Below are 21,344 nucleotides of genomic sequence, written 5' to 3'. Positions count from 1 at the left end.
AATTTTAACCTTTAAGCTGTGCTTTTTTTCAACGTGGAGAAAGAAACAACAATCGTTGCAAATTAAAGTCACACATTACGCAAGATTTAGGTAGCCAAATGATCGACTCAGAAGGTTTCCGACCCAATGTCGGGATCATTTTGGCAAACGACAATGGACAAGTTTTATGGGCAAAGCGCATTGGACACAATGCTTGGCAATTTCCACAAGGAGGAATCCATTATGGAGAAACTCCCGAACAGGCACTTTATCGTGAGCTGAGAGAAGAAGTTGGCTTATTGCCCGAACACGTTCAAATCGTAGCACAAACAAAGGGTTGGCTACGTTATCGTTTGCCTCAACGATATATACGATCAGATTCAGATCCGGTCTGCATCGGGCAAAAACAAAAGTGGTTTTTGCTTAAATTAATCGCGCCTGTGCGCAATATTCAACTAAATTTGTCCGATCCACCCGAATTTGACCAATGGCAATGGGTCACTTATTGGTATCCATTGGGTCAAGTGGTCAATTTTAAACGCGACGTTTACCGCAAAGCGATGGTCGAGCTGTGTCAACAGCTGCCCTCGATATAGATTGAAGAATCATATAAAAATCTAAGCTTGAGCAGCGTATTGCTCTTAATAAAACCCCTTTAGAATTTTTTGGAGCAGCCTTTATGTCGAATATGCAACTGGACACCCTAAGACGCATTGTACAAGAAATCAATGCGTCCACCAGTTTGCATGAATCACTCGATATTATGGTCAATCAAGTGGCCACAGCCATGGAAGTCGATGTTTGCTCTATTTATTTATTGGATGAGCGCAATCGACGCTATTTGCTGATGGCATCAAAAGGGCTAAAAGCCGAAGCCGTTGGCCATGTATCCTTACATACCGGTGAGGGTTTGGTCGGCTTGGTCGGACAACGCGAAGAAATAGTTAATTTACACAACGCACCGCAACATGAGCGTTTTTTATATTTACCGGAAACAGGCGAGGAAATTTATCATTCCTTTTTAGGTGTGCCGGTGATGTATCGACGCAAAGTGATGGGCGTGTTGGTGGTGCAAAATAAAGAACCACAAGACTTCAGTGAAGCGGCGGAATCATTTTTGGTGACACTGTGCGCACAGCTGTCGGGTGTGATTGCTCACGCGCATGCCGTGGGTAATATTGATGTTTTTCGTAAGCCGAACAGTTTACCGGCCTATAAAACCTTTCAAGGTGTCTCGGGTTCTGGTGGAATTGCCTTAGGCCGTGCAGTGATCTTGTATCCACCGGCAGATTTGGCTTCAGTGCCTGAGCGTGAAGCTGATGATATCAGTGAAGAATTAGAATTACTGGATCGCGCCATTGATGCGGTTCGCTTAGAAATCCAATCTCTTGATGAGAAAATGCAAGATGCTTTAATGGCTGAAGAACGTGCTTTGTTTAGCGTGTTTTTGCGCATGTTGGATGAAAACGCGCTGCCGGCTGAAATTAAAGCGAAAATTCGCGAAGGCAACTGGGCACAAGGCGCCGTGCGAATTGTCATCGACAACCATATTGCGCTCTTTGCACAAATGGAAGATGACTATTTACGTGAGCGCGTTTCTGACCTCAAAGATTTAGGACGACGCATTTTAGCGTTCTTGCAAGAAGCCGATGCCAGCCACCGCGAACTGACCGATGAAAGTATTTTAATTGGTGAAGAAATTTCGACTGCGGCATTGGTGGAATTACCGGTAGATAAAATTGCAGCCATTGTCACCACTGAAGGCGCGATGAATTCACATATGGTGATTGTGGCGCGCGCCCTCGGCATTCCCACCGTGGTCGGCGTTACTGAACTGCCGGTCAATTCACTTGACGATGTCGAGATGATTGTCGATGCGCATCAAGGCCGTGTGTTTATCAATCCGCCGCGACGCTTGCGCTCACGCTATAAAGAAATTCAAAAAGAAGAAGAACAACTGGCCAAAGATTTAAAGCAGTATGAAACCAAAGATTCCATCACTCCAGATGGCGTTACGGTTAAGCTTTTTGTCAATACTGGCTTAATGATTGATGTGGTGCGCGGCGTACAACGCGGCGCCAAAGGAGTCGGTTTATATCGCTCTGAAATTCCATTTATGCTGCGCGATCGTTTCCCCGGTGAAGAAGAACAACGCGCCATTTATCGGCAACAATTAAGCCACTTTGCCAACAAACCCGTGGTGATGCGCACGCTCGATATTGGTGCGGACAAAGACTTACCCTATTTTTCCATTGAAGAAGAAAACTCTGCGCTGGGTTGGCGCGGTATTCGCTTTACCTTGGATCATCCAGAGATTTTTTCCTCACAAATTCGTGCCATGCTCAAAGCCAGTATCGGTTTAAACAATCTGCATATTTTATTGCCGATGGTGACCAGCGTCAGCGAAGTAGAAGAAGCGTTGTATCTGCTAGAGCGTGACTGGATGGCGGTACAAGAAGAAGAACAGGTTAAAATCACCAAGCCTAAAATTGGCATTATGGTGGAAGTGCCGAGTGTCTTATTACAAATTGAAGAATTTTCTGAACTGGTGGATTTCTTCTCTGTCGGCTCAAACGACTTAACCCAATATTTACTGGCGGTCGATCGTAATAATCCGCGCGTCGCCAACGTCTATTCGCATTTTCATCCGGCGGTATTGCGTGCTTTGGACCGTTTGGTGAAAGAGTGTCACAAATATGATAAACCAGTCAGCATTTGCGGCGAGATGGCCGGCGATCCATTGGCCGCTATTTTATTGATGGCGATGGGTTTTAACACTCTGTCGATGAGTTCAAGTAATATATTACGGGTGCGTAAAGCCATTTGTCATGTACCGATGAGCGATGCAAAATTACAGTTGGCACATGTATTGAAAATGGATAATCCATTGATTGTTAAAAGTTGGATGGAATATTATTTTAAAACCCATGGTTTGGCAGATATGGTGAAATCATCAACGCGCATTATCGGCGCTTAAGTTAAGCAGCCTTTAAACAAAAAGAGCGATAATCCTCAGAATATCGCTCTTGCTTATGTTTGCTATAGCCACGTTTGGCATTTTTCTTTCGATCGACAAACACTTGACTTTGATTAACCTCGTGCATGTGTTTTGCCACAAAATTATTGACTACAATTTCTAGCTTTTTCTTTGCTTTTGCCATTTCACTCACCTTGTAAGGTCACCGGTTTTTCCAATTTAACACTAAATACAGACCAAAGCCAACAGCGACATTTTTGAGTACTATTACTATTTGTTAATGGGGCAGCTTGATAAAATTTAAAGCCTGCATGGCTCATTTATTTTATCAAGCTGCCGCAACATTTACTTTATATTCTTCATGGCACTCTGATCAAAAGCAGATTGCTACACAGATCAGCTTTTTCCAGATTTTTGGCTCTGCTCTTTTATTCTACAGCACGCGCTTTTAAGTCAAATTAAGCGGCAAAGCTACGCTGTAACAGACGGATGATATCTATTTGAGGTGTATTCAACACTCCCACCACACGACCATGAAACGCACTATAACGTGATGCAACAAAAGCATCAGCGACAAAATCTGGAGCATATTGGCGCAGTAAAATGGCTTGCGCTAAAATCACCAAACGACCGACCAAAGTACGCGCCATAAATTGCAGCTCATCGGCTGCTAGGTTTTTAAATAAACCCGATAAGGCTTGCAACTCTTGCTGTAGCACAGCGTCAGCTTCGGTCACTTCGGCAAAGGCCTTAAACAGCGTTATTAATGTCTCGGGTTCACGTTGAATGGCACGTAATACATCTAAACACATGATATTCCCAGAGCCTTCCCAAATGGTATTGACAGGTGCTTCTTTAAAAATACGCGCCATAATGCCGCTGTCAATATAACCATTGCCGCCAAACACCTCCATCGCCTCCGCACTCATCTCTACCGTGCGCTTACAAATCCAGAATTTCGCCGCTGGCGTCATGATTCTTTTCCATGCTTCAGACAGCGCATCCTCTGATTGGTAGCAAGAAGCCAAATGAAAACTGAGCTGCATGGCCGCTTCCGTTTCTAAGGCCAAATCGGCCAGTACCGCTTGCATTAATGGTTGTTCTGCCAAGGGTTTGCCAAAGGCTGTGCGCTTGCGGGTATAAGCAATACATTGCACCAGTGCTTGACGCAGCATAGCGGTGCTGCCCACGGAACAGGTTAGACGGGTATAATTGGCCATTTCAATAATGGTTGGAATACCACGACCGGCCTCACCAATCATGATGCCCCACGCCTCTTGAAATTCAACTTCAGCGCTAGAATTACTGCGATTGCCGACTTTATCTTTTAGGCGCTGAATGAAAACATTGTTCTTGCTGCCATCTTCTAACCAACGCGGCACATAAAAACAGGCCAACCCCTGCTGCTGTGTTTTTGCCACCACCAAATGCGCATCAGACATTGGCGCTGAAAAAAACCATTTATGCCCCGTGAGCAAATAGGCTTGACCACGACCGCTTTCAGCAATCGGATGTGCCACGGTTTCATTGGCACGTACATCCGAACCACCCTGCTTTTCGGTCATGCCCATGCCCAGCCAAATTGATTTTTTTTGCGCAATCGGAATGTCCCGCGCATCATATTCATTCGATAATAATTTTTGACCGATTTTTTTCCACAATTCGGTTTCTTTTTGCAGCAGTGGAATCCCGCCCAAGGTCATGGCATGAGGGCATAAATTACCGCATTCAATTTGACCCGTCAGATAAAATCGGGCAGCCCAATCGACCCATTGGCCCTGCTGCTGTGGCGCCAAGAATGGAGAGGCATGCACTGCATAGTGTCGATTTAATGCCATCCATTGATGCCATGCCGGATGAAACTCTAGCGAATCAATGCGCCGACCACGAGCATCAAAATTATGCAATAAGGGGGTATGCCGATTGGCTAAATCGGCATACTCATAATACTCACGTGAACCCAGCACTTGCCCAAACGTAGTTAAACTGCTCTGTGCTTGAGAACCATAACGCGTCAAAATTTCTTGTAATACCGCATCGCTTTGAAAAAGATTATAGTCTTGTAATTCATCAAACTGATTTAAGCTGTCCTGCATCAATCTACTGTTCATGCTGATATCCCTGTTTTTTATTTTTTCAATCTAGTCTATGCCTACTTATCAAGCGGCGTGAGCTGTTGCAACATAACGCATACGCGTAGAGCTGATACGGCTCTTTGGCGGTAAAATAGTGGCGTTTAAGATTTAAACTCCGCCCACTCAATGCGATTTTCCTAATCCGCCATTCATATCATCACTGTCAACAACTCAATCAATCGAATATTCCTTTTGTCAATAATAGATTAATCTATTGGTATTTGCCGCTAAATACCTTTAGGGTGAAAACAGCTTAACTGAGTTCTTTCATGTGCTTTAAGCACCGCACCTGAGCAAAATTCACTATTGTATTTTTATAGCATATAAACGCCATTAAAAAGTAATGCTATGCCTGTTCTGGATATGATTTAAGCACAATCATAAATGGCGTGCTTTTTCCAATTTTGAGCTTCGGCTTACTTTATCCCTAGCCGAGCATAATGCATATCCAGATCAATAGATAACGGAGAAATATCATGAGCCAAGACCCTAAAAAATGTCCCGTCTCGCATCTGACCACCGCCTTTGGTGCGCCAGTGACAGACAATCAAAATAGTTTGACAGCAGGCGCGCGTGGCCCACTTTTGGCGCAAGATTTATGGCTGAATGAAAAACTGGCCAACTTTGTGCGTGAAGTAATTCCAGAGCGTCGTATGCACGCCAAAGGTTCTGGTGCATTTGGTACCTTTACCGTTACCCATGACATTAGTGCCTATACCCGCGCGAAAATATTTAGCGCTGTGGGTAAAAAAACTGAAATGTTTGCACGTTTTAGTACTGTGGCAGGTGAACGCGGCGCTGCGGATGCAGAACGTGATATTCGTGGTTTTGCCTTAAAATTTTATACCGAAGAAGGCAACTGGGATTTGGTCGGTAACAATACACCGGTCTTTTTTATGCGTGATCCGCGCAAATTTCCAGACTTAAATAAAGCGGTCAAACGTGATCCGAAAACCAATTTACGCAGTGCCACCAACAATTGGGATTTTTGGACGCTACTGCCTGAAGCGTTACATCAAGTGACCATTGTGATGTCAGATCGCGGTATTCCAAAGTCTTATCGTCACATGCATGGTTTTGGCAGTCATACCTATAGTTTGATCAATGCCAACAATGAACGCTTTTGGGTCAAATTCCATTTCCGCACCCAACAAGGCATTGAAAACTTAACCGATACTGAAGCTGCGGCTGTGGTTGCAGCAGATCGTGAAAGCAGTCAGTGTGATTTGTTTGATGCCATTGAAAAAGGTGATTTTCCAAAATGGAAACTGCAAGTGCAGATCATGCCGGAAACCGATGCAGAAAAAGTGCCGTATCATCCATTTGATTTGACCAAAGTCTGGCCACACGGCGATTATCCGCTGATTGATGTCGGTGAATTTGAATTAAACCGTAATTCAGAAAACTATTTTGCCGATGTCGAGCAAGCTGCTTTTGCACCGAACAATCTTGTGCCGGGCATTAGCGTATCACCAGATCGTATGTTGCAAGCCCGACTCTTTAACTATGCCGATGCGCAGCGTTATCGTCTAAACGTCAATCATCAACAGATTCCAGTCAATGCAGCACGTTGTCCTGTGAACTCTAACCACCGTGATGGTCAAGGACGTGCAGACAACAATTATGGCGCATTGCCACATTACGAGCCGAACAGCTTTAGCCAGTGGCAAGAGCAAGCAGAATATAAAGAACCGGCTTTAAAAATTTCAGGCGATGCTGATCATTGGGATTTCCGTGCCGATGATGCCGATTATTTTAGTCAACCGCGCGCCCTGTTTAACTTAATGAGCGCTGCACAACAGCAAGCCTTATTTAACAATACGGCTGGCGCAATGGGTGATGCACTCGACTTCATTAAATACCGTCACATTCGTAACTGCTATGCCTGTGATCCGGCCTATGGTGAAGGCGTAGCCCAAGCCTTAGGGATGAGTGTTGCAGATGCCCAAGCCGCTCGCGCAAGCGATCCCGGTCAAGGCAATTCAGGTTGGTTATAAGTTTTAAGCTCAATTAAAAAAACCACCTTCGGGTGGTTTTTTAACGGTTATTTTTACAGATAAAAGCCAAATATTAACAAAGCATGAATGCCTGAACCGCTTCAGGCATTTATTTATTCTTACTCAAAAAGGTGGCTTGTGAACCCTCTTCTCCAAATCAAAACAGCGCTGTTGATCATTCAATTCAGCTTAGCGCTGTTGTGGATTTATCAAGGTTTAATACCCAAATTGTGTTTTCACGCCACCGACGAGCTACGGATTTGGCAACTGCAAGGCTTATCTAGCCCCCTAATCCAAGCGTTGATTAACGTCTCCGGCGGTGCAGAAATTATTTTTGGTGTTTTATTTTGTCTCTTTCGACAGGCAAAAATACTGCATCTGCTGAATATTCTGGCGCTGCTGAGTCTGAGTGTCCTGATTGTTGCACTTGATCCGACCTACTTCACACAGGCTTTTAATCCCTTTGTGATGAATACTGCCATGATTGCGCTGTCCATTGTGGCGCTACAATTGCTGAATATTCAAAAATCGCTTCGCTAAACCACCAAACGCACGCCCTCTCGGACACAATAAAAAGGCGCCATCAATTTCGAGGTATTTTTCATCGCCACTTTTAAATCCAGTTCCGGTTGCTCGCGGCTTTCATCAGTCAATTGAAAGGTTCGGTAATGAATCGCCAAGGAACATTTAGAATGTAAATCTTGATGTGCTTGAAAGGCTTCTGCCGGATTCATATGTAAATAACGCATCAGTTCACGCGGCTCATACGCCCCGATTGGTAACAGCGCAACACGCGGTGCACCTAAACGACTTTGAATTTCTTTAAAATGTCCGGCATAACCACTATCGCCAGCAAAGAAACAATGATCTTTACCCGCCAAGATAGAAAATCCACCCCAGAGCGCACAATTTTGATCACGTAACCCTCGCCCTGAGCCATGCTGCGCGGGGGTATAAATAATTTTTAAATCGTGCAGCAAGGACGATTGCCACCAATCCATCTCCAACACCTGAAAGTACTTGGGCAAATACCATGAATTGCCTAGACCGGTATAAATCGGCATCGCAAATTTATCATGCAGCCATGTTAAACTGGCCAAATCCATATGGTCATAATGGTTATGACTCAGCAATACTGCATGAATGGTCGGTAATTCTTCTAACGCCATCCCCGCCGGAATCACACGTTTGCTGCCCTTGCCCTGTTGCGGCGCAACATATTCACACCACACCGGATCGGTTAAGAGATTATAGGGACCAATTTGCAACAGTACGGTGGCATGCCCGATAAACCAAACTTGCCAATCATCTAATTTCGCCTGTGGCCGTTCTTGCGGAATCGCGCGTTTAGTGGCATGAAATTCAGCCGTTTCTTTGGCACTATCGACCTGCCATGTAGAGGCTTTTCGGGTAAACAGCCATTTTAATAGATCGGCTCGACCGCGCCCTTGCGGTGCAGGCAGTGCATTAAAAAACTGTTCGCCATCGTAATGCGGACAATGCGTAAACTGAAATGCCGGCTTACGCCACGTATGTGACCAGCATTCTTGTGTAGGCAGTTCAAAGTGTAATTTTTGCAGCTGTTGTGTCATGTACATTCAATTTCGTAGTGTGGCGTAAAATTTAAAATCCGATATTTTAAACATCAGGCCATATATATCACGTTTCTTCTTCTAAACGACCTTTCATCCGCTCTAACCAAACTTTTTTGGCTTGCGGCTTAATAAAGAGTGCCACAATTTCAGGATGTATCTGTTTGATTTTCGCTTCAATTCGATTAACACATGCTTCAATTTCATCTGAGGTTAAATTATCTTCAAACTCAAGACTTAAAGCCGCCAATACTTGATGCGCACCAAGCTGTTCCGTTAACACGCCATTGGCAGACAATACCGCTTCATCTTCTTGCGCCGCCAATAAAATATTATTGCGCAGCAGCGGATCAGCCGTTTCCCCGAGCAATAAACCTTTGGTTTCACGCCCCAATAAAATAGCAGAAATGGCCAGCACAATGCCAATCAAGATGGATGCCACGCCATCGAGTTCCGGTATATTTAAGCGATGCGCCAAATAAATTCCAATGAGCGCAATAAACAAGCCACACAAGGCGGCGCTGTCTTCAAACAAGACGGTAAAGGTGGTTGGGTCTTTACTGCGGCGAAAGGCCTCAAAATAGCCTTGTTGACCTTTGGTTTTACGAAAGGCTTTTAACGCCACCAACCATGATGCCCCTTCACATAAAATAGCCACAATCAGCACAATATAATTTAGGCTGGGATTGATTATTTCTTCAGGATTACGCACATGCTGAATCCCTTGATAAATAGAGACTATTGCACCTAAAGCAAACACCATCAAGGCCACAATAAAAGCCCAAAAATACAGCTCACGACCGTAACCAAAGGGATGAGTGGCGCTGGCCGGTTGTTGAGATTTCTTCATCCCATACAACAACAGCACTTCATTTAGTGTATCTACCACCGAGTGAATCGCTTCACTGAGCATAGCCGAACTGTTGGTGATATAAGCGGCTACAAACTTAACCAAGGCAATGGCCAAATTTCCGATCAGTGCGGCATACACCACTATTTTATTGGAATCAGCCATTTCAAAGTGTCCTACATGTGGAATGATCCAATCCATGTGTTGATTTTTGGATCTAATTTTATCTTACCCAAACTGCGTGCATAAATATTTTACTTTTTGTTGCATCGCTTAAATTCAGGCAAAAATTTACAATTTTTTTCATCTCAACCTAAATCAATCTTCAACGAGATAGTCTGATTTAAGCCGCTCATTTTTATGCTATCAGATGGCATTTTAGCCGCTAATAAAATTGGTCGCGACATTAATAACAATGGCCAAGATGGTGGTATTAAAGCCGTAAGCCAACAGCAGATGCAAGGTGTTGAGTATACGCATCGGCTGATTGGTAATACAGACATCCGCAGTTTGTGCCGATGTGCCCATCACATAACTAAAATATAAAAAATCAGGATAGGTCGGCTGAGGGGATTTGGGAAAATCTAAGCCACCACAACTGTGTTTTTGCAAAGCCAAATAAAAATCGTGGGCATAGTGAATCGCAAAAATAGTGTGCATAAAAAACCAAGCCGCCACAATGGTCAAGATCGCCAATGCCAAGTGCGCAGCGCGGATCATACTGTCGGCAGGTAAATGGTTAATTTCAATAATCAGAGCAATCAAGCACATCACTAGGCTAAGCAACACCAACATTAAGATAATCCATTTACTGGCATCTTGTTGAATGGCGCGCTGTAAAATATGAGCATGATCGGTATGCCAAAGCTTTTTTAGGCTGATGGCCAAATAACTGTAAATCGCCACATTCCAACCGATTAACAGACAGGTCGACCACTTCCACGCTGTCAGCCATTGCAACACAGCATACAGCACGGCAATTACCGGAAAAATAATAAAAAAATAAGGATGATATTGAATGCCTATTTTCATGCGATGAAGCGTGGGTAGCAGCATAGATCGACCTATTGTTCTGATGAGTATAAATGTCAATTTTAGGCAGGAAAAAATAACTTTAATTCTATTGCAGCACTTGTCTTGTAGTAGCTGCTCAATCACTTCAAATATCGCTTGAACTGAAGGCTATACAGGGCAATGACGCATCAAACTTGCGCGACTTTGATCTGCTCTACATCTGCTGTAGAGAGACTGGTCAATAATTTAATAAACTTATTGGCGGCAACAGAACGACTTTGTTTATGATAATTGACATACCATGCAATGGTCGGTGCCTGCACATCTAAAGCACGAATGACGGTATTTTCTGCCAACAATGGCGCCATATGACTGGGCACCAATGCACCAGCCAAATTAGACAGCATGGCCTGACTAAGCAGTGCCAGACTATCGACTTTTTGTACCACGTTTAAGCGAATTGAATGCGCTTTGGCAAACGCTAAAGTTCCCTGATGTAAGGCCAAAGAATGTTCAATGGTGGGTAAAATAAAATTAATTCCATCTAAGGCCTGAATCGGAACGCATGCACACTGCGCCAGTGGATGATGCGTGGGCAACAATAGAGTTAAAGGCTCACGCAGCACAAAGCGGCTTTCGATAAGGTCATCGTTTAAATTACATCCGGTAAAAGTAACATCCAATTCACCTTTTTTTAAGGCTTGAATTTGTTGACTGCTGTTTAAACTCAGCAGTTTAATTTTTAAATCGGGAATTTGAATACGCAAGTTTGGCAAGATTTTGGGGAAGATTTCGATCTCCACAATTGGCATAAAACCCACCGATAAAGTCTGCTGTTTGGCGTGTAACACTTGACGGGCCATCGCAACCGCTTTGTCTGCTTGTGCCAGCGTTAAACGCGCTTGCTCAAGAAACACCGCACCTTCTTCAGTTAATTCAACTTTACGCTTGGTTCGATACAACAGTTGCACCCCAACATCTTGTTCGAGGTCTTTAATTTGCTGACTTAATGACGGTTGTGCAGTATAAAGTTTTAATGCGGCTTTGCTAAAATTAAGCTCTTCTGCCACAGTAATAAAGTATCGTAGGTGTCGTAATTCCATATAATTTGCCTAGTGACTCATCCAAAAAAGGTCTTAGTCCCATTTAAAAACAGTATAAGGCATAAATAACGCTGCTGTGAATGCAATCTATCATTTAGAAAATAAATGCTTTTCCTTGATATATTTTTATTTTCAGATAATCCGTTCGCGCCAAAGTCATCGATAAAAACTCTTAATCCACTTAAAACACTGATCTCTCTAGCGCGCAATACTGCATAGATTTTATCTAAATAAATAGAGGTTAAAGCATCAACTTTGGCGCATTCAGCAATGCATAAAAAACCCCAATCTGCCAGCGCGATTTAGAGCACGCGGCAGATTGGGGTGTAATGAGTCGTTATCAACAACTTAAAAAACGGTAAAAACTCTAAAAAACCGCTCAATACTAAAATCAGGTTAGTTAAGCCACTTTAAACTGCACGTTTAAGCTTCAGTTGACGCAATAACAGCTGATGCAAACTGGCCACATCATCCACAATTGCCAGCGGATTAAACGCAGATAATTGCTCTGCACGATGTACGCCATAACTTACCCCAATAGCGGGCATATGGATGTTTTGTGCCATCTCTAAATCATACGAGCTGTCACCCACCATAATGGCATTTTTCACATCAATACCAGTAATGGCTAAAATCTCTAACAACATCAGTGGATCGGGTTTAGATTTGGTTTCGCTGGCGGCGCGCGTGACCACAAAAAAATCATGACTTTGCGTTTGGCTTAAGACGCGGTCTAAACCTTGACGGCTTTTACCGGTTGCAACAGCCAGTTGAACGCCCTGTTGTTTTAAATCATGCAACAACGCCGCAACGCCCTCAAACCAGACATCGTCTTGAGAATGTGCCACATAGTGCGCGGCATAGCATTGCAAAATATCCTGATGCAGTTCAGGCACCTGTGGAAACAACACTTGCGCAACTTCAGGTAAACCTAAGCCAATAATACTTTTTGCAGCATCTGCGGTTAATGGCTGTTGATAGGTTTCAGCGGCAAATTGTAGACTGGCCACAATTTGTCCCACCGAATCAAACAACGTACCATCCCAGTCAAACACCACCAGCTCTATAGTTTGTGGTATCGACTGCATTAGTTTTGTGCCCGCAGCTGTGCCACCAGACCTTGCATATCTTCTGGCAATGGTGCTTCAATCACGGGATAACCGGGAATTTCTAAACGCAGTGCATGCAAAGACAAACGACGTGCCGCAGGGCCTTTATATTCAGTTAAATGGCCATATTTATCATCGCCAATTAACGGATGACCAATACTTAAACCATGCACACGAATTTGATGAGTTCGCCCTGAAAGCGGCGAGGCATAGACCAATGTACCGTGACGAAAACGCTCGGCAACATTCCACTGGGTTTTGCTGTCCTTGCCTTCTTTAGAGACACAAACGCGGCGTTCGCCATTGGCCAACTCATAGCGATGTAACGGTGCATCAATCAATTGTTTATCTAAAATGACCTGCCCTTTGACAATTGCAGCATAGGTTTTTTTAATTTTATGTTCACGTAATAAATCTTGTAAAGTTTTTAAGGTGCTGCGTTTTTTGCTGATCATTACCAAACCCGACGTATCGCGGTCAATACGGTGAATCAACTCTAAATATTTTTTACCTGAAGCTGCACGTAAACCTTCAATTAGGCCATACGCCACACCACTGCCGCCATGTACTGCAATCCCAGAGGGTTTATTCACCACCATAAGCCCTTCATCTTCATAGACAATACGGCTGAGTAAGCTTTGAGCAACTTTGTCCGACACAGGAACGGGAGTGTCATCTTTAGGTTCATAACGAATTGGTGCGACACGAACCAAATCGCCAATCGCCAGTTTAGTTTCGGCTTTAATGCGCTTTTTATTGACCCGAACTTGACCTTCGCGCATTAAGCGATAAATACGACTTTTAGGCACACCTTTCAGGCGAGAAAATAAGAAATTGTCGATACGTTGACCAGATTGATGCTCGTCCACTTCAAACCAAGTGACACTTTGCCATTCTTGCGTAGAATTCATACAGTTACGATGACCCAAAAAAATACTAAAATTGATTAAAAAATGATCACTTAAGCTATGTTTTTCACAAGAAAGATAAGCTTAGCCCATAGGCAGATGATGCAAGGTTTGATATAGTCAGCGCACGGATACCACCGTTAGTGTGAAAAATTTAATCCGCTCAATATTTTGAAGCTTAATCTTAAATTTTACAATTCACCCTAAATGCGGAAAGGTCCCTAAAGAATATGCCGACGCCGAAGGCTTTATTATATCGGCAAAAAAGCAAACTGTTGCGTTTAATTGTACTTTAGGTACATAAATCAGTTTGCTCTATAAAATATGTCGCCAACCTCAAGTTGGTTCTTAAACGTAAACTGATACACATCAGATTAGTCGCCAACTGAAGTCGCATTCAGGCGACAACGTTGATGCATTGGATCTGCACATACAGCACCGATACGATGATAATTCCGTATCAAGACGCTTCTTGTAACGAAGGAATGATCTTAAAGCTACGTGACAGTGAAAGTTACTCACATCCAATGCACCGTTGTTCCGCCAGTGAATCGTTCAGTTGACTTTAGTCGTTTAAAGATTGAAGCCGTATGCGCATCATCATTATGTGAATCAAAAACCGAAGCCTAAAAAAAGGCCGGTAAAAAAAGCTCAGAACACAATTGCGTTATTTTGAGGTCTGAGTGTTGGTCTGTAATGGTTGATGTCCGCTACGCGAATAGCGATGTTGTGTTGTGTATCACTATTAGGTGTTACAACCCATGAAACGTATGTTGATTAATGCAACACATGCCGAAGAGATTCGCGTTGCACTTGTCACTGGTCAGCGTCTATACGATTTTGATTTAGAAAATCGTACCCGTGAGCAAAAAAAATCCAATATCTATAAAGGTCACGTCACGCGCGTTGAGCCTTCTTTAGAAGCTGTGTTTGTTGAATATGGTGCAGGACGTCAAGGCTTCTTGTCGATGCGCGAAATTGCCAATTCATATTACAAAGCAGATCCACGTCAAACCTCGAATATTCGTGAATTGATTACCGAAGGCACTGAGCTTTTGGTGCAAGTGGAAAAAGAAGAACGCGGCAATAAAGGCGCAGCGTTATCGACCTTCATTTCACTGGCCGGTCGTTATTTGGTGCTTATGCCAAATAATCCAAAAGGTGGCGGTATCAGTCGTCAAATTTCGGGTTCAGTTCGCGAAGAACTCAAAGAAATGTTGTCGTCACTAAATATTCCGCGTGGCATGAGTGTGATTGTGCGTACCGCGGGAATTGGTCGTTCACAAGAAGAACTACAACTGGATTTACAACACCTGTTGGATCTGTGGGCGCAAATTCAAACCACCACCAGTTCTGGTCCATCGCCAATGTTGGTGCATCAAGAAGCCGGTGTGGTTACGCGTGCCATTCGCGATTACTTACGTGATGATGTAGCAGAAATTTTAATTGACTCTGAACAAGCCTATACCGAAGCGTATAACTTCGTAAAAGCTGTGATGCCGCGTCAACTAGACAAACTCAAAACCTATACCTTAAATGAGCCATTATTTGCTCATTTTGGGATTGAAAGCCAAATTCAAACTGCGTATGAACGTGAAGTTAAACTTCCTTCAGGCGGATCAATCGTAATTGATCAAACCGAAGCCTTGGTGTCGATTGACATTAACTCGGCTAAATCAACGCGTGGTCATGACGTTGAAGACACTGCGTTAAATACCAACTTAGAAGCAGCTGAAGAAATTGCACGTCAATTGCGTTTACGTGATATTGGCGGTTTGGTGGTGATTGATTTCATCGATATGACCAAAGATCGCAATCAACGTATGGTTGAAGCCAAACTTCGCGAAGCCACACAAAGTGACCGTGCCCGTATTCAATTCGGTCAATTGTCACGCTTTGGCTTAATGGAAATGAGCCGTCAACGCTTGCGTCCATCGCTAGAAGAAGCCACGGGTTATGTCTGCCCACGCTGTCATGGCACGGGTATGGTACGCGACTTACGTTCTTTATCCTTGTCGATTATGCGTAAAGTGGAAGAAATTGCTCTGCGGGAACGTCAAGGTGAAGTGCAAGTTGAAGTTCCCGTTGAAATCGCGGCATTCTTATTGAATGAAAAACGCCATACCTTGGTGTATTTAGAACAGACCTCTAATGTACGTGTCACAGTGTTGCCACATCCACACTTAGAAACACCGCATTATGAAATCACTTATAATGCTGAAGGCTTTGCACCGACCAGCTATGAACGTACAGAAGCAACGCGTTCAAGTGAAAAAGAGTTGGGTTATGAATCTTCTGAATGGCATTTAGAAGAAGAACAAGCACAGCAGGCTGCACTCAAAGCAACCAATCAAGCTGAGCTAAACAATCAGAAAAAACCGCAACAAACTGCTACAGCGGCACAGCCACAAGCAATTCAACCTACGGTTCAAGCAGCAGTACCTGCTGCTCAATCCTCAAGCCCATGCGCATGGTTAGAAAACTTGTTTGTACAAAAACAAGCCGCGACGGTCGATCAAAATCGTTCAGCCAACAATGCAGCAGCAGCCATTGAACAAATGATCAATGGGGGTGCAGTCAGTCGTGGTCAATTTGGCCAAGTGGCTCCATCTGTTGCCGCACCAAGCATTGCTGTCGCTGCACCAGTTGCAGTTGCACAAAACAATGCGTATTTAACCGCCAATGCACCCGTAGCCGCTAAGCCGGATCAACGTGAAGCGAGCGATAAATACGCAGAGCGTGAAGAAAGAGCGCAACGTCACAATAAAAAACGCGTTAACAAACCAAGAGAAGCACGTGAATCGGTTCAGCATGAGGCAACACCAAGCCATCAGGTACATGAAGAAATCGTTCAGGTGTCACGTCAGGAGCAACGCCAAGACACACGTCAGGACTCACGTTCAGATGCACGTCTAGAACAGCGTCAGGATGGACGTTCAGAACAGCGTCAAGATTCGCGTTCAGATGTACGTCAAGAATCGCGCCCAGATCCACGTGAAAACAAGCAACGCCCAACGCGTCGTCAACACACTGAACAACCCAGTGTTGAAACAGCAATTGAGCAGCCAGCTGTAGCGGTACCACGTCGTGATCGTAATTATCAGCAACGTTCACGCCCAAATCGCCATCGTGATCCAAGCGTATTAAACGACGCAACTGCGGTTGAGCCAAGCGTAAGCAGCACCCCTACTGTAGTCAGCGATCAACCAAAAGTTGAACTGGTTGAAACCCCACATCAACAGGTGATGCCAACGGCATTGGTGGTGAATGTTGATCAGGCGAAAAGTGAAATCGTTGCGCTGACGCCAGCGCCGGTTAAAGCAGTTGAACCTATCGCAGCTCAACCTGAGCCTGTTGTGGTCGCAACTGAAGTACAACCAGCGGTCAATGAGCAGACTGTGGCGCTACAGGAAGAAAAACCTGTGGTAGCCGCAGAAAAACCAGCGCCATCCAAAGTACGCCCTGCTGACAAACGTGCAAGTAATGATCCGCGTATGCAGCGTCGTCAAAAGCGTGAAGCGCAAGCCAAGCCGGCTCAAGCACCAAAACTCAGCCCGTCTCAAGTTCCAACCTTGAAGCAATATACTGTGAGCAGCTTAATTCGCCACGTCTATGGTGAAGATTGTTCGGTGCTGATTGAGCAATTTGGCTTAATCCCAACCTTTAATCGCGCTTTGGTTAAATTCACGGAACAATATGCAGCTAGCATGGTGCATCAGGTGAATGAAACAGAAGTGGTCGCAGCGCAGCCCGTCACCCGTGATGCGGTAGTGGCTCAAGCGACTCGCGAAGCAGAACCTGCCGCACAGTTAGCCTTGACCCCGCCTAAAGCAGTCAATGATACCCGTGTGGCCAATGATCCACGAGAACGTCGTCGCTTGGCAAAACTTGCTGCAGAGCAAGCAAAAAAAGCGCACAGTGAGCCGGAAGCGACACCTCAAGTTGTAGAGGTTGCCTCGGCTGATGACACCGCGACAGCAGAAGCGGCCGTTGCGGACGTGACAGCAGAAGTGGCAATGACTGACACTGTTGCAACAACTGATGAGGCGGTGCAAACTGCCGCGCCAGAAGCAACTGATGGTGCTGTACAAACTGCCGTGCCAGAAGCAACTGCTGTAGCGCTGCAAACTGCTACACCTGAGGCAACAACTGCCACACCGCAAAGCCCTGCGCTTAAAAGCGTTGAAGTAATGGCCGAAACCAACGCTGTTGAAAAGCCAGCACCAGTTGAAAAAGTATCTCCAGCAAAAGCGGCTAAAGCTGAATTGCTGGCTGAACAATCGGCGCAGGATTTACAAGCCTTGGCTGAGCCAAAGGCAGATGAGGACAAAGCCGAAGAAGATGACGAAGCGGACAAACCAGTTCGCCCGCGTCGCCCGCGCGGTCGCCCTCCGAAAAAAGCAACGCCTACAAACGAGTCGTAATTCGACTTGGTGTAGCGAATAAAAGAACCCAGTTATTTCGATGACTGGTTTTTTTTTGTCCGTAACTTGAGTTTTTTTGATAATTTTGTCAAATTAGGTTGAATGCACTAGGCTTAAACCCTTAAAAAGACAGTTGTACAGATCATCTTAAACTCATAAATATAGCCGATATAAAAAACAAATAGGATTCTTATGCATCAGCAAAAATTGAACGACACCATTCATTTGACCGATATTATTGAAAAGCTACCGCCGCTTATCCGCAAAGTGCCTCATCTGTTGAGTGGACTGAAACAAGCCTATCTGCGTACACCTGAGACCCCGACCGGCTTGGGGATTGCCTTTGAAAAAGCCGTTCAACAAAATCCATATGGTATGGCGTTATTATTTGAAGAACAAAGATTCAGTTATCGAGAACTCAATGAATGGGCCAATCAAATTGGGCATTTTTATTTGTCGGTGGGGGCACGTAAAGGCGATGTCATTGCAGTGATGATTGAAAACCGCCCTGAGCTGATCGCCACCATATTGGCTTTAGCCAAAATTGGCGTCACGATTGCGTTAATTAATACGTCACAAAGCGCCAAAGCACTGACGCACAGTATAAATCTTGTGCAACCCATTGCCGTCATTGCCGGTGAAGAATGCCGCAGCGCAATAGAAGATGTGCGTGCTGACTTAGCCGTTACAGAGGATCGTTTTTATTGGTTTGCCGATCAGGCTACTCGCATCGATGCCGGTAAAAATCCTAAAAAATGGCTAAATCTCGCCCATAAAATTAGCAATTTTCCCAAATTTAATACACCCACCACTCGCACCATTCAAGGTAAAGATGGCTTATTTTATCTCTATACTTCAGGTACCACCGGCTTACCCAAAGCGGTCATTTTCAATCATAGTCGCTGGACTTTGGCCTATGGTACCTATGGTCATGTACTGAACTTAAATAAAGACGATGTCATGTACGTGACCTTGCCGATGTATCATGCTACCGGTGTTGTGGTGTGTTGGTGCGGGGTGCTTGCAGGTCATGCCACATTGGCCCTACGACGTAAATACTCGACCTCATGCTTTTGGAATGATGTGAAAAAATTCGATGCCTCTGCTATTGGTTATGTCGGTGAACTATGTCGTTATCTTATTGATGCACCAGTCTCTGAACTTGAACGAGGGCATCGCGTCACCAAAATGATTGGCAATGGGATGCGCCCCAACATTTGGGAGCAATTCAAAACACGTTTTGGTATAAAAGAAATTTTGGAGCTGTATGCCTCAAGCGAAGGCAATGTCGGCTTTACCAATCTGTTTAACTTTGACAATACCGTCGGTTTCTCCCCCACGCCCTATGCCATTGTGGAATTTGATAAAGAAAATAACATTCCGGTCAAAGATGCGAACGGTTGCTGTAAAAAAGTTAACACCGGTGAAACCGGCTTATTGATTGGTAAAATTACTGCTCGCTCACCTTTTGATGGCTACACCGATCCGGAAAAAAATAAAGCCGTCATCATGCACGATGTGTTTAAACACGGTGATGCCTATTTCAACACCGGTGACTTAATGCGTAATATGGGCTTTCGCCATGCACAATTTATTGACCGCCTAGGTGATACCTTTCGCTGGAAGGGTGAGAATGTTTCCACCACTGAAGTTGAAAATGCTGTTAGTGACTATGCCAAAATTGCAGAAGCTGTGGTTTATGGGGTTGAAATACCTAACACCAATGGCCGTGCAGGCATGGCAGCGATTACCTTACTGCCCAATATGCAGTTAACCGAAGCAGATTTAACCCAGATGGCGACAGAGTTTAAAAAATGCTTACCAGCTTATGCCGTTCCCCTATTCTTAAGGGTTCAGCTGCAACTCCAAACCACCGGTACGTTTAAATATCAAAAAAACAGCTTAAAAGAGCAAGCTTTTGATCCGAGTAAAACCGAAGAACGCTTATTGGTCTTACTGCCTAACGCAGTGGCCTACTGCGATCTAACGGCAGACATCTTTAAGCAGATCCAAGCCTATCAATATCGTTTTTAAGTTGAATGTGGCTATTTTTTGATAGGCTGCGGCAAATTTGTTGCATTTATAAACAAACATCAACAAGTTTGCTAATTTTTACTTGCGCTCGTTTCAGATCTTGCTACAATACGCCCATCAAAACGAAGTGGTGTTTAGAAAACCTAGTTTTTCTTGCACTGTGCATTCAATGAATAATTGGATGTTGGTTGAGGGCCGTTAGCTCAGTTGGTAGAGCAGTGGACTTTTAATCCATTGGTCCCGCGTTCGAGTCGCGGACGGCCCACCACTTATTTTGATTATCTTGGGCCGTTAGCTCAGTTGGTAGAGCAGTGGACTTTTAATCCATTGGTCCCGCGTTCGAGTCGCGGACGGCCCACCAAGATTTTAAAAAGCTTCTCCACAGAGAAGCTTTTTTACTTGTAAGATACTTGCTGTAAAAATATGGGCCGTTAGCTCAGTTGGTAGAGCAGTGGACTTTTAATCCATTGGTCCCGCGTTCGAGTCGCGGACGGCCCACCATATTTCCTCTTCAACGCTGTTTTAAAGCCCCAATTAAAATAAAAAGCATAAACCCTCTATCTATAGCTGATCACTAATTACACTGCCCTGTTTCCATTCCTTTCTTTGGCTAAATTTTGCTTTACGCTTTCTATATCCTTTCATATCTGTAATGCATAATTTGATGTGTCCTCAACATAAGCCACACACCGTCAATTACGCATTCAAGATAAACAATTTAGCCCTGAAAAAATCAGCCGATTTATGCTCTGTCTTCACGTGATTGACCCCACTGAATGAAGCTTAGATTTCTCATTTTTATAAGAATAAACATTACGCTTTATTGTAGTAAATCTTCATCTTTAACCAATTCATAAGCACGTTCTGGCTTAGGATAACCGCGCGCAAAAATATCTTTATTTTTACCATCATTACCATTATTAATTTTATCCAAATCCATCACCAAATGTTGCGGATCTTTAATTTGATAATAAAAATTAACCCCTTCTTTGCGATGCACAATTAATTCATTTTCATCTAAATTAACCGACCACGTATCACGGCGGTAATTTGCATTGTCAAATTTAGGCATACTTTTTTCGGTAAATACTTTGCCATATTGCACAATGCTGCGGTGTACAAAGCCATCTGCCTTTAAATTCAGAATATATTCGGCCGTACCTTCAGTACAGGGCACAAAATTATCATCGCAAGGAATATTGGCGTGATAACGACCAACAAA

At 44.1% G+C, this 21,344-nt stretch carries 14 protein-coding genes, 3 tRNA genes and 1 pseudogene; 9 read left to right on the top strand and 9 right to left on the bottom strand.

The window, feature by feature from the left end:
* Window positions 1-98 precede the first annotated feature (98 nt).
* Window positions 99-575 carry an RNA pyrophosphohydrolase gene (locus SE27_RS03565; protein WP_039620923.1) on the top strand — a complete coding sequence of 159 codons (477 nt, stop codon included), beginning with the start codon at window positions 99-101 and terminating at the stop codon, window positions 573-575.
* Window positions 576-658: 83 nt separating this feature from the next.
* Window positions 659-2,956 carry a phosphoenolpyruvate--protein phosphotransferase gene (gene ptsP / locus SE27_RS03560; protein WP_039620921.1) on the top strand — a complete coding sequence of 766 codons (2,298 nt, stop codon included), beginning with the start codon at window positions 659-661 and terminating at the stop codon, window positions 2,954-2,956.
* Between the two features lies 1 nt (window position 2,957).
* On the opposite strand, the gene SE27_RS03555 is transcribed toward ptsP, so the two are convergent.
* Both SE27_RS03555 and SE27_RS03550 read right to left on the bottom strand, forming a co-directional pair.
* Window positions 2,958-3,140 carry a DUF7230 family protein gene (locus SE27_RS03555; RefSeq protein WP_039620919.1) on the bottom strand — a complete coding sequence of 61 codons (183 nt, stop codon included), beginning with the start codon at window positions 3,138-3,140 and terminating at the stop codon, window positions 2,958-2,960.
* A 274-nt stretch (window positions 3,141-3,414) separates the two neighbouring features.
* Complete coding sequence (locus SE27_RS03550; protein ID WP_039620917.1) at window positions 3,415-5,067, bottom strand: acyl-CoA dehydrogenase family protein; 1,653 nt, start codon at window positions 5,065-5,067, stop codon at window positions 3,415-3,417.
* Window positions 5,068-5,567: 500 nt separating this feature from the next.
* On the opposite strand from SE27_RS03550, the gene SE27_RS03545 reads away from it, so the two are divergent.
* Entirely contained in the window at window positions 5,568-7,088 is a 1,521-nt protein-coding gene (locus SE27_RS03545) for a catalase (RefSeq protein ID WP_039620916.1), read from the top strand.
* A gap of 138 nt (window positions 7,089-7,226) precedes the next feature.
* Window positions 7,227-7,628 carry a DoxX-like family protein gene (locus tag SE27_RS03540; protein WP_052251700.1) on the top strand — a complete coding sequence of 134 codons (402 nt, stop codon included), beginning with the start codon at window positions 7,227-7,229 and terminating at the stop codon, window positions 7,626-7,628.
* Here SE27_RS03540 and SE27_RS03535 read toward each other — a convergent pair.
* The 6 genes from SE27_RS03535 to SE27_RS03510 all read right to left on the bottom strand — a co-directional run bounded on the left by SE27_RS03535 (window position 7,625) and on the right by SE27_RS03510 (window position 13,667).
* A complete protein-coding gene (locus tag SE27_RS03535) occupies window positions 7,625-8,680 on the bottom strand; it encodes an MBL fold metallo-hydrolase (RefSeq protein ID WP_039620914.1) in 1,056 nt (351 codons plus the stop codon). The two genes, SE27_RS03540 and SE27_RS03535, sit on opposite strands and share 4 nt — an antisense overlap.
* Window positions 8,681-8,747: 67 nt before the next feature.
* Window positions 8,748-9,695, bottom strand: a complete 948-nt coding sequence (locus SE27_RS03530) for a cation diffusion facilitator family transporter (RefSeq protein ID WP_039620913.1) — start codon at window positions 9,693-9,695, stop codon at window positions 8,748-8,750.
* Between the two features lie 213 nt (window positions 9,696-9,908).
* Window positions 9,909-10,586 (bottom strand): DUF1345 domain-containing protein, encoded by a 678-nt coding sequence (locus SE27_RS03525; RefSeq protein ID WP_039620911.1) that lies wholly within the window; start codon window positions 10,584-10,586, stop codon window positions 9,909-9,911.
* Window positions 10,587-10,732: 146 nt separating this feature from the next.
* Window positions 10,733-11,647, bottom strand: coding sequence for a DNA-binding transcriptional regulator HcaR (hcaR, locus tag SE27_RS03520; RefSeq protein WP_039620909.1), 915 nt, complete (start codon window positions 11,645-11,647; stop codon window positions 10,733-10,735).
* A gap of 410 nt (window positions 11,648-12,057) precedes the next feature.
* Complete coding sequence (locus SE27_RS03515; protein WP_406564538.1) at window positions 12,058-12,735, bottom strand: HAD-IA family hydrolase; 678 nt, start codon at window positions 12,733-12,735, stop codon at window positions 12,058-12,060.
* Window positions 12,735-13,667: an RluA family pseudouridine synthase gene (locus tag SE27_RS03510; protein ID WP_039620907.1), complete on the bottom strand. Its 933-nt coding sequence runs from the start codon at window positions 13,665-13,667 to the stop codon at window positions 12,735-12,737. Before SE27_RS03510 ends, SE27_RS03515 begins: the two co-directional genes overlap by 1 nt.
* 758 nt (window positions 13,668-14,425) lie before the next feature.
* Here SE27_RS03510 and SE27_RS03505 point away from each other — a divergent pair.
* The 5 genes from SE27_RS03505 (at window position 14,426) to SE27_RS03485 (ending at window position 20,623) form a co-directional block, all read left to right on the top strand.
* Window positions 14,426-18,088, top strand: a complete 3,663-nt coding sequence (locus SE27_RS03505; RefSeq protein WP_039620905.1) for an Rne/Rng family ribonuclease — start codon at window positions 14,426-14,428, stop codon at window positions 18,086-18,088.
* 192 nt (window positions 18,089-18,280) lie between these two features.
* Window positions 18,281-20,122 carry a long-chain-acyl-CoA synthetase gene (locus tag SE27_RS03500; RefSeq protein ID WP_039620903.1) on the top strand — a complete coding sequence of 614 codons (1,842 nt, stop codon included), beginning with the start codon at window positions 18,281-18,283 and terminating at the stop codon, window positions 20,120-20,122.
* Between the two features lie 192 nt (window positions 20,123-20,314).
* Window positions 20,315-20,390, top strand: a tRNA-Lys gene (locus SE27_RS03495).
* Between the two features lie 17 nt (window positions 20,391-20,407).
* A tRNA-Lys gene (locus SE27_RS03490) sits at window positions 20,408-20,483 on the top strand.
* 64 nt (window positions 20,484-20,547) lie between these two features.
* A tRNA-Lys gene (locus SE27_RS03485) sits at window positions 20,548-20,623 on the top strand.
* Window positions 20,624-20,942: 319 nt separating this feature from the next.
* Here the strand turns inward: SE27_RS03485 and SE27_RS14030 are convergent.
* Window positions 20,943-21,344, bottom strand: a pseudogene (locus tag SE27_RS14030) (hypothetical protein); the annotation flags it as partial.

Origin of the sequence: Acinetobacter harbinensis (genome assembly GCF_000816495.1) — a bacterium.
In the GTDB taxonomy this organism is placed as follows: domain Bacteria; phylum Pseudomonadota; class Gammaproteobacteria; order Pseudomonadales; family Moraxellaceae; genus Acinetobacter; species Acinetobacter harbinensis.
This window is presented reverse-complemented; position numbering and strand designations above follow the sequence as displayed.